Annotated in this window: 12 protein-coding genes; 3 read left to right on the top strand and 9 right to left on the bottom strand. The window is 43.6% G+C overall.

Going from position 1 to position 15721, the window contains the following annotated elements:
* Window positions 1-5 precede the first annotated feature (5 nt).
* The 8 genes from prpF to FCV43_RS02020 all read right to left on the bottom strand — a co-directional run bounded on the left by prpF (window position 6) and on the right by FCV43_RS02020 (window position 11781).
* A complete protein-coding gene (gene prpF / locus FCV43_RS02055) occupies window positions 6-1238 on the bottom strand; it encodes a 2-methylaconitate cis-trans isomerase PrpF (protein ID WP_170961586.1) in 1233 nt (410 codons plus the stop codon).
* Window positions 1239-1248: 10 nt separating this feature from the next.
* On the bottom strand, window positions 1249-3858 hold the full coding sequence (acnD, locus tag FCV43_RS02050; protein WP_136993864.1) for a Fe/S-dependent 2-methylisocitrate dehydratase AcnD: 2610 nt from the start codon (window positions 3856-3858) through the stop codon (window positions 1249-1251).
* Between the two features lie 29 nt (window positions 3859-3887).
* Window positions 3888-5036: a bifunctional 2-methylcitrate synthase/citrate synthase gene (gene prpC, locus FCV43_RS02045; protein ID WP_113796961.1), complete on the bottom strand. Its 1149-nt coding sequence runs from the start codon at window positions 5034-5036 to the stop codon at window positions 3888-3890.
* Between the two features lie 207 nt (window positions 5037-5243).
* On the bottom strand, window positions 5244-6146 hold the full coding sequence (gene prpB, locus FCV43_RS02040) for a methylisocitrate lyase (protein ID WP_017052660.1): 903 nt from the start codon (window positions 6144-6146) through the stop codon (window positions 5244-5246).
* Complete coding sequence (locus tag FCV43_RS02035) at window positions 6143-6835, bottom strand: FCD domain-containing protein (RefSeq protein ID WP_017052661.1); 693 nt, start codon at window positions 6833-6835, stop codon at window positions 6143-6145. The genes prpB and FCV43_RS02035 overlap by 4 nt, the downstream gene beginning before the upstream one ends.
* A 155-nt stretch (window positions 6836-6990) precedes the next feature.
* A complete protein-coding gene (locus FCV43_RS02030) occupies window positions 6991-7818 on the bottom strand; it encodes a helix-turn-helix transcriptional regulator (RefSeq protein WP_136993863.1) in 828 nt (275 codons plus the stop codon).
* Window positions 7819-7877: 59 nt separating this feature from the next.
* Window positions 7878-8480, bottom strand: coding sequence for a LysE family translocator (locus FCV43_RS02025; protein ID WP_136993862.1), 603 nt, complete (start codon window positions 8478-8480; stop codon window positions 7878-7880).
* 70 nt (window positions 8481-8550) lie between these two features.
* Entirely contained in the window at window positions 8551-11781 is a 3231-nt protein-coding gene (locus tag FCV43_RS02020) for an HD domain-containing phosphohydrolase (protein WP_136993861.1), read from the bottom strand.
* Window positions 11782-12118: 337 nt separating this feature from the next.
* Here FCV43_RS02020 and FCV43_RS02015 point away from each other — a divergent pair, with 337 nt between their 5' ends.
* The 3 genes from FCV43_RS02015 (at window position 12119) to FCV43_RS02005 (ending at window position 15433) form a co-directional block, all read left to right on the top strand.
* On the top strand, window positions 12119-13090 hold the full coding sequence (locus tag FCV43_RS02015; protein WP_017052665.1) for a tripartite tricarboxylate transporter substrate binding protein: 972 nt from the start codon (window positions 12119-12121) through the stop codon (window positions 13088-13090).
* A 235-nt stretch (window positions 13091-13325) separates the two neighbouring features.
* Window positions 13326-13823: a tripartite tricarboxylate transporter TctB family protein gene (locus tag FCV43_RS02010; protein ID WP_017052666.1), complete on the top strand. Its 498-nt coding sequence runs from the start codon at window positions 13326-13328 to the stop codon at window positions 13821-13823.
* 59 nt (window positions 13824-13882) lie between these two features.
* The gene (locus FCV43_RS02005; protein WP_017052667.1) at window positions 13883-15433 is read left to right on the top strand and encodes a tripartite tricarboxylate transporter permease; all 1551 of its coding nucleotides are present in this window, start codon (window positions 13883-13885) and stop codon (window positions 15431-15433) included.
* A gap of 79 nt (window positions 15434-15512) precedes the next feature.
* On the opposite strand, the gene FCV43_RS02000 is transcribed toward FCV43_RS02005, so the two are convergent.
* Entirely contained in the window at window positions 15513-15716 is a 204-nt protein-coding gene (locus FCV43_RS02000; RefSeq protein ID WP_113796949.1) for a hypothetical protein, read from the bottom strand.
* Window positions 15717-15721 lie beyond the last annotated feature (5 nt).

Genomic DNA, 15721 nt, shown 5'->3' with positions numbered 1-15721 from the left:
AGCCACTAATCAGCCATTTCGCTGTCGTTCAGCTCACAAGTTTCAGCGGGAACTCTGACCCACCCTTCCATGAGAATTCTGGCACTGCGGCTCATCACCGCTTTTTCTACCATCCAACTTTGTGCCTTTTGATTCGCTTTTGCCCCAACTTTTAACGAACCAGAGGGATGACCAAACGTAACCGACTCTTTTACGTCACCTCCGGCTGCCAAATTCACCAATGTACCGGGAACACAAGCCGCAGAGGCAATAGCAACCGCTGCGGTTCCCATCATGGCATGGTGCAGCTTGCCCATAGATAGCGCCCTCACTAATACGTCTACATCCTTCTCAGCAATGGGTTTTCCACTCGACGATTGATGATTTTTAGGTTTAGAAACAAAAGCAACTTTAGGGGTGTGCTGGCTTAGTTTTGCTTGCTCAATATCATTAATTAGGCCCATTTTCAAAGCACCATGAGATCGAATCAATTCGAACATAGCCAAGGCTTCCGGGTTATTATTGATATCATCTTGCAACTCAGTGCCTTGATAACCTATTGAGTGAGCATCAATGAAAATGGTTGGAATGCCCGCATTAATTAATGTTGCGTTCAATACGCCAACGTTTGGAACATTAAGATCATCAATTAAGTTGCCAGTGGGGAACATCGACCCATTACTGTCCGCTGGATCCATAAAGTCGACTTGAATTTCCGCAGCGGGAAAGGTAACTCCATCAAGTGAAAAATCGCCCATTTCCTGAACTTGGCCATTGCAAATAGGCACATGCACAATAATGGTTTTCTCTATATTAACTTGCCAAATCCGAACACTGACTATGCCGTCATTTGGAACGCTATCAGGATCAATAAGCCCACTATGGATAGCAAATGGACCAACTGCCGCAGACAAATTGCCGCAGTTTCCTCCCCAATCAACAAAGGCTTTATCAATTGAAACTTGCCCAAAAAGATAATCAACATCATGGTCAAGACTGTCACTTTTGGACACGATCACCGTCTTGCTCGTACTCGACGTTGCGCCCCCCATACCATCAATCTGTTTGGCATAAGGATCAGGGCTTCCAATGACTCGTAGTAGTAAGTTATCTCTCGATTTCCCTGCGACCTGCGCCGATTCAGGTAAGTCATTTAAATTGAAAAATACCCCTTTACTGGTTCCTCCGCGCATATAAGTGGCAGGCACTTTAATTTGAGGCTTGCTCATAATTCGAGGTTGAAGATTAGAATCAGTCATTACCTTCTCCCTATTGAGCCAAAAAGTCTTGCGCGAAACGTTGTAATACACCGCCAGCGTTGTAGACGCTCACTTCATCGGCGGTATCCAATCGACATGTCACAGGCACTTCGACTCTTTCTCCGTTAGTGCGGGTAATGATTAGGGCTAAATCGACACCTGGCTCAATGTCACCAATAACATCATAGAGCTCACTACCATCCAGTTGCAGACTTTGACGACTAGTCCCAACCTTGAATTCGAGAGGCAAGACCCCCATCCCGACTAAGTTAGTACGGTGAATTCGTTCAAATCCTTCTGCGGCAATCGCCTCAACGCCAGCTAACCGAACGCCTTTTGCCGCCCAATCTCGTGATGAGCCTTGGCCATAATCGGCTCCTGCAACAATGATAAGTGGCTGTTTACGATTCATGTAAGTTTCAATCGCTTCCCACATTCGGCTGACTTTGCCTTCAGGCTCTATTCTGGTCATCGAACCTTGCATCACTTCTCCCTGCTCTTTAACCATCTCATTGAACAGTTTTGGATTCGCAAACGTTGCGCGTTGAGCAGTTAAGTGATCACCACGGTGGGTCGCATAGGAGTTGAAGTCTTCCTCTGGCACTTCCATTTTTGTGAGGTATTCTCCGGCAGCACTGGAAGCAAGAATGGCGTTTGATGGAGACAAATGATCGGTGGTAATGTTATCGCCTAGTACGGCAAGTGGCCTCATTCCTGATAAGGTTCGAACGCCTGCCAATGCACCTTCCCAATATGGCGGGCGACGAATATAAGTACTCATTGGTCGCCAATCATATAGTGGGTTGCTATTACTCTCTTCATCATCGAGCTTAAACATTTGGATATAAACTTGATGGAATTGCTCAGGCTTAACACTCTGCTTCACTACCGCATCAATTTCTTCGTCACTTGGCCATAAGTCATTGAGGTAAATCGCGTTGCCTTCGTGATCGACACCCAGAGCATCTTTCTCGATATCAAAACGTATCGTACCTGCAATCGCATAGGCCACAACGAGCGGTGGTGACGCCAAAAATGCTTGTTTTGCGTAAGGGTGAATTCGTCCATCAAAGTTTCGGTTACCAGATAAGACCGCCGTCGTGTAAAGATCGCGATTGATAATTTCTTGTTGGATGACAGGATCTAGCGCACCACTCATGCCGTTACATGTGGTACAAGCATACCCAACAATGCCAAAACCTAACTGTTCAAGCTCAGGCAACAAACCTGCCTCTTCTAAATACAATTTTGCGACTTTTGATCCGGGAGCAAACGAGGTTTTCACCCATGGCTTACGCACCAAACCAAGTTGATTCGCTTTTTTCGCCAGTAGCGCCGCTGCAACCACGTTCCTTGGGTTACTGGTGTTTGTGCATGAGGTTATAGCCGCAATAATGACTGCACCATCAGGCATCGTTTTATCACTGTCTGAACCGTCTTGCTCTTGCCACTCCCCAGCAATCCCTCTCTCTGTTAATTCGGCGGTAGGAAGCCTGCGATGAGGATTTGATGGCCCAGCAAGGTTACGCTGTACCATAGACAAATCGAACTCAAGTACACGTTCATATTCCGCATTAACTAAGTCATCGGCCCACAAGCCAGTTTGTTTTGCATAATGTTCAACAAGCGCCACCTGTTCTGCATCTCGCCCTGTAAGCTTAAGGTAATTGATGGTCTGTTCATCGATATAGAACATGCCCGCTGTTGCACCATATTCAGGGGTCATGTTCGAAATGGTGGCTCGATCTCCAATCGTGAGATCTTTCACACCGCTTCCGAAAAACTCTAAATATGACGACACCACTCGCTGACTTCTTAAAAACTCCGTTATCGCCAATACAATATCTGTCGCAGTAATTCCGGCTTGGCGCTGGCCTGTTATTTTCACTCCCACAATATCAGGTAAGCGCATCATGGACGGACGACCAAGCATGACCGTTTCCGCTTCCAACCCCCCCACACCAATAGCAAGCACACCCAAGGCATCAACATGAGGAGTATGACTATCCGTTCCGACACAAGTATCAGGAAATGCGACACCTTGTTTCACTTGAACCACTGGCGACATTTTTTCTAAGTTAATCTGGTGCATGATGCCGTTACCAGCAGGAATGACACTTACATTTTTAAATGCGGTTTTACACCATTCAATAAAATGGAATCGATCTTCGTTTCGACGATCTTCTATCGCTCGATTCTTTTCAAATGATTCACTATCAAAGCCTGCGTGCTCAACCGCTAATGAGTGATCGACGATCAATTGTGTTTCAACAACTGGGTTAACCTTCGCGGGATCGCCGCCTTGATCCGCAATGGCATCCCGTAGACCAGCCAAATCGACTAATGCCGTCTGACCAAGGATGTCATGGCACACTACTCGCGCAGGATACCAAGGAAAATCCAATTCACTTTTACGCTCAATAATCTGTTTTAGTGAGTCAGTTAATGAGCTCGGATCGCAACGTCTTACTAAATTCTCGGCAAGCACTCTTGATGTATAAGGCAAAGAGTCATACGCGCCTGCTGCTATGCTATTCACCGCTTCACGGGTATCAAAATATTCAACTGAAGTACCCGCTAGTTTTTTCCGATATTGGCTGTTCATATTTACATCACTCATAGATCCATCCATGCATTTTATTGTTATCGTTAGTCACGCAGTTCAATTGGCAACCAATCTTGATGCTCAGGGCCATCGTAATCAGCACTTGGGCGAATAATTCGGTTGTTCGCTCGCTGCTCGTAAATGTGTGCAGCCCAGCCAGTTAAACGACTCATAACAAAAATCGGAGTGAATAGTTTGGTCGGAATATCCAAGAAGTGATAAGCGGAAGCGTGGAAGAAATCGGCATTACAAAACAGTCCTTTTTCGCGTTTCATCACGGCTTCTACGCGCTCAGAAACCGCATAAAGATGTGTATCACCAACAGCAGTCGACAACTCTTTTGACCAGCGTTTTATGAGTGCATTTCGTGGGTCACTTTCACGATAGACGGCATGTCCGAAGCCCATGATTTTGTCTTTGTTTTCTAGCATCGTAAGGATTTTAGATTCTGCCTCTTCCGCCGTTTTCCAATTCTCGATCATCGCCATTGCTGCTTCGTTTGCTCCGCCATGCAATGGACCACGTAAGGTTCCTATTGCTGCCGTCACACACGAATGAATATCTGAGAGTGTTGAAGCGCAGACTCTGCCAGCAAATGTTGAGGCATTGAATTCGTGCTCTGCGTATAAAATCAACGAACAATGCATCACTTTTTTGTGCAATTCAGTGGGTGCTTTATCGGTCAGCATTTTTAAGAAATAGCCACCTGTGCATGTTTCACTTTGATCTTCTGTATCGATGCGCACACCATCATGGCTAAAACGATACCAGTAGCAGATCATGGCTGGAAATAGAGCCAACATGCGTTCCGTCGCTTGTTCTTGCTCAGAAAAATCTTGTTCCTGCTCTAAGTTACCTAGCATTGAACAACCCGTTCGCATCACATCCATAGGGTGCGCATCCGCTGGGATCAGCTCCAAGGCGGCTTTCAATTCTTGCGGCAAACCTCGTAAACTGACTAATCGAGATTTGTAGAGATCCAATTCGGTCTGATTCGGTAGGTGGCCTCTCAATAATAGATGAGCGACTTCTTCAAATTGTGCGTTATTGGCTAAGTCGGTAATGTCATAGCCACGATAAGTCAGCCCTGTTCCTGACTTCCCTACGGTACATAATGACGTGGTTCCTGCGCTTTGGCCGCGCAATCCTGCACCACCAATTGCTGGTTTTTTATCGATTGTTGTTGCTGACATTGTGAACTCCTTTTCAGCGGGATCTCAGCCTTTTTCTATACTATGGTGCTTATCACGGCATCTTATAGTGCGTGATAGTGAACCCAATACATCGACTTCCTAACGAATGTACTGGTTGATATCGACCAATAGTTAAGGGCTATTTTCAGTCTCTGAGACCACACTTCTTACGTTATTGGATTAAGTTAATATTGACGAATTCGTTAATTACACATCAGATTGCTCGTTAAAAAGCTTATCTAATTTGTCTTCATAATCATGATAGTTAAGGTGTTGGTATAGCTCTTTTCGAGTCTGCATTGAGTCTAATAGTGCCTCTTGATTACCGACCTCAAGTAAGTGTGAGTAAACCATTTCAGCGGCTTTATTCATCGCCCTAAACGCACTTAACGGATAAAGGACCATATCGACATTCGACTTCGCCAAGTCGTCGCATCCGTAGAGAGGGGTTTGCCCGAACTCAGTGATATTGGCAAGAATTGGGACATGTTTGCCACACGCTGATTTCAGAGCTTGAGAGAAAACCTCATACTGCTCTAAAGTAGTCATCGCTTCAGGGAAGATCATGTCGGCACCAGCGTGAACACAAGCAATCGCTCGTTCAATCGCACTATCAATACCTTCAACGGCAAGCGCATCAGTTCGCGCCATAATCACAAATTCTGGATTCACTCTTGCGTCCGCTGCCGCCTTAACTCGGTCAACCATCTCTTGTTTGCTGACAATGGCTTTATTTGGGCGATGGCCACAACGCTTCTGAGCAACCTGATCTTCCATATGAATGGCCGCTGCGCCTGCTTTTTCCATCGCTTTGACAGTACGAGCAATATTAAATGCGCCCCCAAACCCAGTATCGATATCCACCAGCAGCGGCAAATCACATGCGTTAGTAATGCGCTCTACATCCACCAGCACATCATTCAATGTTGTAATACCCAAATCAGGTAATCCGTATGAAGCATTGGCGATTCCCCCACCGGATAGATAAATCGCTTGATGACCCACATTTTTCGCCATCATTGCACAATACGGATTCACGGTTCCGACAATCTGCAATGGCTCGTTTTGCTCTACTGCCTGTCGAAATTTAGCGCCTGGACTTAAGCTCATTTTTCTTCTCCCTGTTCATTGTCTAACTGCTGCTCTATCAAACGACGGCTGCCTGAGATGTGTCTTCTCATTAGCATTTCGGCTAACTCTTCATCTCGGTTTGTTATCGCTTGAAGAATATATTTGTGCTCATCCAGCGCCTCTTCTGGCCGTGAATGAGATCGGGGTGATTGGTAGCGGTACATACGCAGGAGGTGATATAGCTCGTCGCACAGCAATGACACTAGCTTTTTATTGCGGCTCGCTTTAATAATTTGATAATGGAAATCAAAGTCACCATGTTGATGAAAGTAAGACGCCCCTTCAACTTGATCGATATGTTCTGAATGTGTCGACAGTACGGCTTCTAAACTACGTATTTCTTCTGCCGTAATATGGCGAGCAGCCAATCGTGCCGCCATACCTTCAAGTGCTTCTCGTACAGAATAAAGCTCTAACAGGTGTTCAGTAGAAAAGCTGATGACACGTGCGCCAATGTGAGGAATTCGTTCAATCAAGCCTAGCCCTTCGACACGCATGATTGCTTCTCGTAATGGGCCGCGGCTTACCTCAAATCGTTTAGCCAGTTCAGGTTCAGAGATTTTACTGCCGGGTGCAATATCACCTTCAACGATGGCATCAATCAAGTATTCAGTCAGATTTTCAGACTTAGTATTCTCTTTACTTGTTGCTTTGATTTTTGGCTGCATTGCTATGTTCATATTCATCACTCGTCTGCGAGATAAGTTGTCAACAATTTGTTAACTTGAATATAAAATAGACGATCAAAGTGTCGACAATCAAGTGAATTGTCGACAATTTAGACTAAGGTCTAGAAGGGTGAATTTTAGGGGACATTAGAGTATTAAAGGAAATATGACTGGTAACGCTTTGGTGTAACAGCAATTCTTTTTTTAAAGTTACGCTGAAAATGAGCTTGATCTGAAAATCCAAGACTATTTGATATGTCGACAATTTTACAACCTGTTCGTAACATTTGTTTGGATTTTTTAATTCGAGCATCCAACAAGTACGCATGGGGTGACATACCAAAGTAGTGCCTAAAACGACGAATAAGATGATATTGACTGATACCAACTTCAGAAACTAACGCTTCTAAACTTAATTGTTCACCGATTTGATCTAGGATCATCTCTTTTATACGGCGCATATTAGAGCAAGGGCGATAGGTTTGGTTCTGTTGCCGACTATCCATTGAATTTTGTGCGTTGAAGCATAGTTCTAAAAAGTCGACTAACTGCACTTCACACGTTAACGGCTCATGATTTTGGTTCAATGATTGAAACAGGTGATTAAAACTCTGATAAAAAAGTTCTGATGTTTCATATTGACGCTCAAAAGGGTGATAATCAATGCGGTTATGATTGAACAGCTGAGATTGAATCTCCCCCATCCAATGGGCGTCAATGAACAGCATTCTATACGACCACTTTCCCTTCGCTGGGTTACAACTGTGCACATCACTCGGATTAATGGTGACGGTGTCCCCTTGACTGATCGAATGGTTTGTCTGTCGGTTTCTATATAATGCGTTTCCCTGATCAATGATCCCAAACGAAAACTCATCATGTGAATGTTGATGATAACAAGCCGTTGACCGGGTCGCTTTTCGCATCTCAACAAAGGGCAGCAAGTCGCTTCGCTTAAAGAATACGGAATTATCTTGTTTCACAACTCACCCTCCTTGGTAAAATCATGCTATTTCAAAGTGCTTTTTTAACAGCCCTGCTCTTAATCGGCAAGCCACATGGATAGAACCGAACCAATAAGCAACATAGCCATAATCAAATTAAATATCACCTGTCTACGTTGTGATTGCAAATAATGTCCTATTACACTCCCGGCAACCGCCCATATTGATACCCCAATAAAGCAAATCACAAAAGAGAACAGGCAAAATATTGATAGATAATAGCCACTGCTTCCCTGACCAATCACATATAAGCTGACCCCTGACATCGATACCATCCACGCCTTCGGGTTTACTCCCTGAGAGATTGCGCCATCAAATAAGCTAGGTGCAGACAGCCTCTCTTCTTTACTTCCTACGTTAGGTTCAGCCGTCGCGATTTTAATTGCCATATAGATCAGAAATAGCCCACCGACAATACGCATTCCTCCAGAAATTTGAGGAACAAACGTCGTTAAACTTTCAAGTAAAATGCCAGCAAGAAATACAATTAAAGTGTATGAGATCGTCGCGCCCATGACATAAGGCATGGCTCGTTTGATCCCATAATTAGCAGCCGTACTAGTTGCAATGACATTAACTGGGCCCGGAGAAATGGAACCCACTAAGGCAAAAAGCGCCATTGAAATAAAAACAGTGAACATAATTAAATTCAGTGAATGTGTGGTACCGACAGCCTAGGCTGAATGTATCCATAAATATTGAACAAAATTGCTATGCGGCTAACTCATCATCCAAATATTGGCTGATATCAACGTGATCAATTTGTTCTGGTCGTAAATACTCTTTCGCATAACGAAGGTAAGTACCACTAGCAAGAAACAGCCTGAATAGCTCAATATCTAAGTGATCATCAAGAGCCATCTTATACATAATATTGACGGCAACGCTGATTGGTTTCGCCTTTTTATATGGCCTGTCTGCTGCGGTTAATGCTTCAAATATATCCGCGATAACCAAAATACGTTCAGGCACAGATAACTGGTCGCCCGTGAGTCTTCTTGGATACCCTGTTCCTTTTAACGTCTCATGGTGCGTTGAAGCATAACGAGGCACACGAGCAAGTTCTGGAGGGAATGGCAGATTCTCCAGCATTTTAATTGTGCTGATCATATGCTCATTTATCTTAAATCTGTCTTCAGCGGTTAAAGTGCCCCTTTTTACGGTCAAATTGTAGATCTCACCCAAGTTGTATTGATGTTCAGGCACATCCATTTTTATATTGAACTGTGGATCAAATTCTACATTCTGGCTACGCTTGATAATGTGTTCCGCTTTATCGGCAAGCAGAGTTTCGGTCACAGGGAGCGGGCTCGCTTCACCTTCACAGGCTAGCTCTTCGATGGGTGATAATCCTAGGCGATCATCAAAATAGCGAGTCCAAGTCTTACTTGCTAAATCATGAATACGTTCGATGCTCTCATCATTCATAAACTCTGAACCCACATTGGCTGATGCTACAAACGCAAAATCATCCACCAACAGCTGCTGATCTCGCTTCAATTTCTGCATCAAAATTTCATGATTATGTGGTTCCAACGCCAATTGTTTTAAGGTTTCAATTTCAGCGTCCCGCCATAGCACTTCAAATCGCATTCTTACTTCATGAATTCGATTATAACTCGCTTCTAACTTAGTGCCTTTGTCTACGATATGTTCGGGAGTGGTGATTTTACCGCAGTCATGCAACCAAGCAGCAATTCTAAATTCTCGTCGTTCATCATCATTCGCAAACGCAAAGCTCTTAAATGGGCCAGACTCTGACTTTTCAGCCGCTTCCGAGAGCATAATTCCAAGTTCAGGCACTCGATTACAGTGTCCTGCGGTATAAGGTGACTTGTCATCGATCGCTTGTGCGATGAGGCGGATGAAAGATTCGACGAACTCTTCTTGAGCCTCCTCATGTCGTTTAAGTTCACACGACATCTCTTTAATCGAAACGGACAACTCCCACAACTCTTTGACTTGAGTTTCCACAAGCTGCACATCATCATATTGACGATTCTTAATTTTGGCACTCTGCTCTCGAAGCCGCGCAATCGGTTTGACGATGGGTGAACCAAAAAACCACGACAGCGGTAGAAAGAGAGATAAAAATCCCGCCGTTAACAAAACGGAAGTAACAACCTTACTTTTGGCTACCGAATAAATAACCGTCTGTGGGATCACTACCGCAAAGTACTCTTCAGAGCCCACATCAACACCAACATCACTCACAAAAATATATTTACTTTCACCAGCAATATCTTTCAAAACTAACTTATGCTGCTGTGTTGGTTGATCGGCTATTTCCATAAGCTCAGCATAAGGCACAACAAGATCTGATTGCTTTGATGATCTCGTTTCAGGCCCGCTTAACCATTTCAGCTTTAATGCTTCCTTCTGTTCCGGAGTGATATTCGCAAGAGCCTGATTGATGATATTCACAATTTCATGGTCCGGCTCTTTCATCACTAAATGAAACTCATCAGAGAAGCCATACTGAAACTCCACGATATTATTGTGAGCCTGTAGCTCTTCGATGAAATACTGCTGAGTCACTTGCGATAAAATTACTTGGGAATCAATAACAGCGTCGGCATCACCACTTTTTACGGCTTCAATCGCTTGTCGAACACTTGGATAAACTTGTAATTGGATGGAAGGAAATTGTTTCTTTATTTGTGGAATAACAGACCAACCGTCTAAAATTGCTAATCGCTTTCCATTCAACTCTGTGAGCGTTTTTATATCATCCACTCCAGTGTTAGTGACAATTCCAAATGACAGCTCATACATCGGTTGGCTAAAGACACCCAATGTTTGATTCATTTTATTATTTTGAAGGGAATGCAGCATATCCAGCTCATTGCTTTGATACTTAGCAAGCAGTTCATTCCATGAAAAACCGTTTATGAATTCAAACCTTAACCCTGTCATTTCAGACACTAGCCCCAAAGTATCCACGCTGTACCCTTGTGGCTGGCCTGCCAATGAAAAATCCATAGGTGCCCAATCATTTTGATTAGATACTTTGAATGAACGTGCGTCCGCGATAATGGATTGCTGTTTCGCGGTGAGAGGTAATATTTTGGATGGTGGCAAAATAACGTGCTGAGAAGAGGATTGATTAGAAGCGATTACCTCTCCATTTTTACGATAGATATAAGCTTCTAGTATTGTCGATGAATCACGTTCATTGACCAATTCACCCTCAGTCAAATGCTGAGAATTACGTTTTACTATTGAAGACTTTGCCAGTTCAGACTCTACCGATGATAGAACGATATCAATCCCCAGTACCGCTTTCGATTCAGGGATACCAATTGAGTAAGTCTGCCCTGGTATTTTTAGATGCTGAAAAAGATAAGGTAAGGTTTTATCTACCTCTGTTTTTCCTTGGGCGGAGTACCATGGTCTTTGAGTAGGATAGTAATTACTCTTTTCGGATTTTGTATGCCTTATGTTGAAATTGGCGTCATAATAAAGCGTCTCTTTTATTCGTTGGTTACCAATATTAGAGATTTTAATTAGAACCCAGCGATCACTTGAAATTGCGCGGATTCGTTCTCGAACGATCGGAGCGGAATTTAAGTTTATTAGCTGATAAAAATTCTCGTTGTCATACCCGACATAGAGGCTATAGAACAGAGGGTTTTTATTCATTGCCTGCGCAAAAATAGACCGTGTCTTTTCGAACGACTGATTATATTCAGATTCGTTCATGATCTTACCGAGCAGTTCTGCCGTATAAGTCGCTTCTCTATCTAATCTTTTGATGTAACTGCTGATCTGCTCAGAGACACCCCGATATTCTGTGACTGCGTTTTCTGCTGCCATCTGCTTACTAAAACGGTACTGTAAACTAATCGCGATGAGTGCAGTTATCAGTGTTGCGATTAAAAACATCCCAACGACGGTCACTCGGATGGTTATTCTTTTGTTTCCTACCTTTCTTGAGCCCATTATTTGCAATCCTTGCTTAATAGTATCCAAATTGGCAACACAACTAATAGCAACATAACACATATGCAACAGTGATTCTCTTATTTGTGAGAATCCACGCAAATAATCCGTAACTTTATGTTACTGCTCGCAAATTATTATTATCAGCAACTCATGAACTTTATGACCAAAACTCCCTTTATGCCCTTTATTCTTTTTATCATCGTTATAACGACAATTTCATAACAAGCCATTAACTTTACTCTATCCACATCGAATGGCTCTTTCTTGTGGTGAACATATTATAAAAAGCATGGATTGATTCAAATTCAATGCGCCGACATAAGGAACGTGAAACATGTTTAAGGTATTAAAACCGACTCTAGCGGCAACGATAATCACCGCAAGCTTATCTTTCAGTGCTCTTGCAGCAGACGTAGAAAAAATACATTTCTTAATCCCTGGCGGAGCGGGTGGCGGTTGGGATATGACGGCTCGTGGTACTGGTGATGTACTCGTAAAGTCCGATATCGTTGAAAATGTCTCCTTTCAAAACCTATCTGGCGGTGGTGGCGGTAAAGCAATCGCACACTTAATTGAAACCGCCAAACGTCAAGAAGATACTTTGATGGTGAACTCGACACCTATTGTTGTGCGCTCTCTTACTGGTATTTTCCCACAATCATTCAGAGACCTTACTCCAGTTGCCGCCACTATTGCCGATTACGGAGCAATCGTGACTTCGACTGATTCTAAATACAACTCTTGGGAAGAGGTGGTGGCCGATTTCAAAGCCAACCCACGTAAAGTAAAAATTGCCGGAGGATCAGCTCGCGGCAGTATGGATCATCTTGTCGTAGCCGCCGCGTTTAAAGGTGAAGGTTTCGATGCTAAGAAAGTTCGTTATATTGCCTACGATGCTGGCGGCAAGGCAATGGCTGCACTCCTCTCTGGTGAAACTCAACTTCTGTCTACGGGTTTAGGTGAAGTGCTTGAAATGTCTAAATCAGGCCAAGTGAAAATCTTAGCCGTTACCGCTCCGAAACGACTTGCAGCCGCGCCAGACATTCCAACTCTCGTTGAGTATGGCAATGAAACGGTATTTGCGAACTGGCGTGGATTCTTCGCCGCTCCCGGCACCAGCCAAGCAAAAATAGATGAATGGAACCAAGCGTTATCGAAAATGTACAAAACCGATGAATGGGCAGTGGTTCGAGACCGAAATGGGTGGATCGACAACTACAAAGCAGACAAAGACTTCTACACATTCTTAGAGCAGCAAGAGAAGCAGATGGGTACATTGATGCGCGAACTCGGCTTCTTGAAGTAATGTTCTTGAGGTCATCAATATAGAAATATAGGTTATTGATGCCACCTTGATGACATCAATAACCTTTGGGGCAATCTATCGACCCTACCCTGTTTCACGTATACAAGTGTTTACCCAAACTCCTTTGTTTATTGCGAACCCGTTTGACTAGCAGCAATCGGATGACGCTTAGTTAGTGATTTATTGACTCGCTTGTATACGTTTTTTCTTTTATGAACCACAAATGGAGTTGGATATGTCGGATTTGCCAACCAAATTTTTTAGTCGCGAATACCTTCTGTGCAGAGATCGTGTTGGTGCACTCATTTTCTTAATTACCTGTCTATGCTATGGCTATCAAACGACACTGATTCCTTTGTTTCCAGGCGATGAATACGAACCGTTCACCGCAAGAACATTACCAATATTGCTCACGATAGCAGGAAGTGGCTTATCACTCCTTCTTCTTATCATGGGGAAACCTGACAAACAAAGCGGCGCGATCCTTGGCTTCAATTGGAAGCTATTACTCTCCTTCCTTGCACTAATGGCGCTATATGGCCTTGGCCTAACATACGTCGGTTTTGTATTAGCAACCAGTTTGTTCTTACTCGCAGGGTTTTACCTACTAGGCGAACGCCGTAAATCGATTCTATTAGGGGCTTCATTCCCATTTGTTATCGGGTTTTATCTTCTTTTAACTCAAGGATTAGACATCTACCTTGAGCCCGGTCTTATCTTCACCCTTTGGTAATACTGATAGCCAATGAGCAACCGCAGTTGGCTTATTTTAAGTATGAGTAGGAACACATTATGTTAGACGGAATTTTACAAGGGTTATCGACCGCAGTGATGCCCATGAATATCATGATGGTCGTTATCGGCTGTTTTGTTGGAACCTTCATTGGTATGCTCCCGGGGCTTGGTCCTATATCTGCCATTGCTTTGATGATCCCAATCACTTACGGGTTAGAGCCCTCTTCTGGCTTGATTCTTATGGCTGGGGTTTATTATGGCGCTGTATTTGGAGGGTCAACCTCTTCGATTCTAATCAATGCTCCGGGCTGTTCATCAACCGTTGTCACCGCTTTTGATGGTTACCCTATGGCACAGAAAGGCCAAGCGGGTAAAGCACTTGCGCTCGCCGCTTACTCCTCTTTCACAGGGGGAACGCTGTCTGCCATTATGCTGTTGATTGCCGCTCCTGCTTTAGCCTCGGTTTCTCTGAGTTTTCAATCTTCAGACTATTTCGCGCTTATGCTTGTCGGCCTATCAGCGGTTGCTGCATTTGCCGGGCCCGGTCAAGTCATCAAAGCTTGGATGATGACCATATTAGGATTGATGTTATCTACCGTCGGGATAGATAAAGGCGTCGGGGTTGAGCGATTCACTTTCGGGCTGACTGACTTAATGGATGGATTCAGTTTTCTACTGCTTGCAATGGCCACCTTCGCATTAGGCGAAACTCTCATGGGTATCTTAAATCCAGAGAAAGATACCAGTGGCGAAGAAAAAAACAAAATGGCCGATATCGGTAGTATGAAAGTCACCAAAGAAGAACTTAAAGAAGTGGCACCTGTCTCGATTCGTTCTTCTATTCTTGGCTTCTTTACTGGTGTATTACCTGGCGCAGGAGCCACAATAGCAGCCTTCTTAAGTTACGGAATGGAACGAAGCCTTGCTCCGAAAGAGAAGCAGAAAGAGTTCGGTAAAGGCAGTATTCGCGGTTTAGTCGCACCAGAATCGGCTAACAATGCCGCATCAAGTGGTTCATTTGTTCCGCTATTAACACTAGGGATCCCTGGTTCAGGAACGACTGCCATTATGCTTGGGGCGCTTATCGCCTATGGTATTCAGCCCGGACCACGTCTATTTGTTGATCACCCAGATGTATTTTGGTCAGTCATCATCTCTATGTACTTTGGTAACATTGTACTCGTGATTCTGAATCTGCCGCTTATCCCGTATATCTCGAAATTATTAGCGGTACCAAGAACAGTACTGCTTCCAATGATTCTGTTCTTCTCTATTACTGGTGTCTATTTGGTTTCATTTAATACCATGGACGTGTTCATCATGTTATTCATTGCCATGGCGGCCATCGCTTTAAGGTTAGCCAATTTCCCTCTCGCACCATTATTACTTGGGTTCATTTTAGGAGGGTTAATGGAAGAGAACTTACGCCGTGCTTTAATGATTGCCGATGGTGAATTAAGTTTCTTGTGGGAGAGACCAATTACCCTCACTTTCACCGTTATTGCTGTTCTAGTTCTTGCCAGCCCAGTGGTAATGACATTAATCAATCGATTAAGAGCGAACACAACCGCAACAAAACCTGAACAGCCGTCATCTAACAACAATTAGGCTCTCGTGCTCGTAGATAACAATAAAAAGAAGGATCTCAATGAGATCCTTCTTTTTTGCGGAAAATCATCAAATAGCACTAAAGATTGAATAGACTCTCCATCATATCTTCACTGCTATGAGCATTAAAACTGTACTGTTGACCGTTCTTAACCACTTTTAGACTAGCAGAGTGGAAATTATCTAACGGGTTATTATCTACATACGCTAGCGATTTTTCTACTGAATCAAACACATATAAACTGTCATCATTCAGTTGCAACTGACATTCGAGTAACTCCATATTTA

This window comes from Vibrio genomosp. F6 (genome assembly GCF_005146325.1).
Classification (GTDB): Bacteria; Pseudomonadota; Gammaproteobacteria; order Enterobacterales; family Vibrionaceae; genus Vibrio; species Vibrio cortegadensis.
The sequence above is the reverse complement of the archived record's forward strand: the minus strand, read 5'-3'. Positions and strand labels throughout refer to the sequence as shown.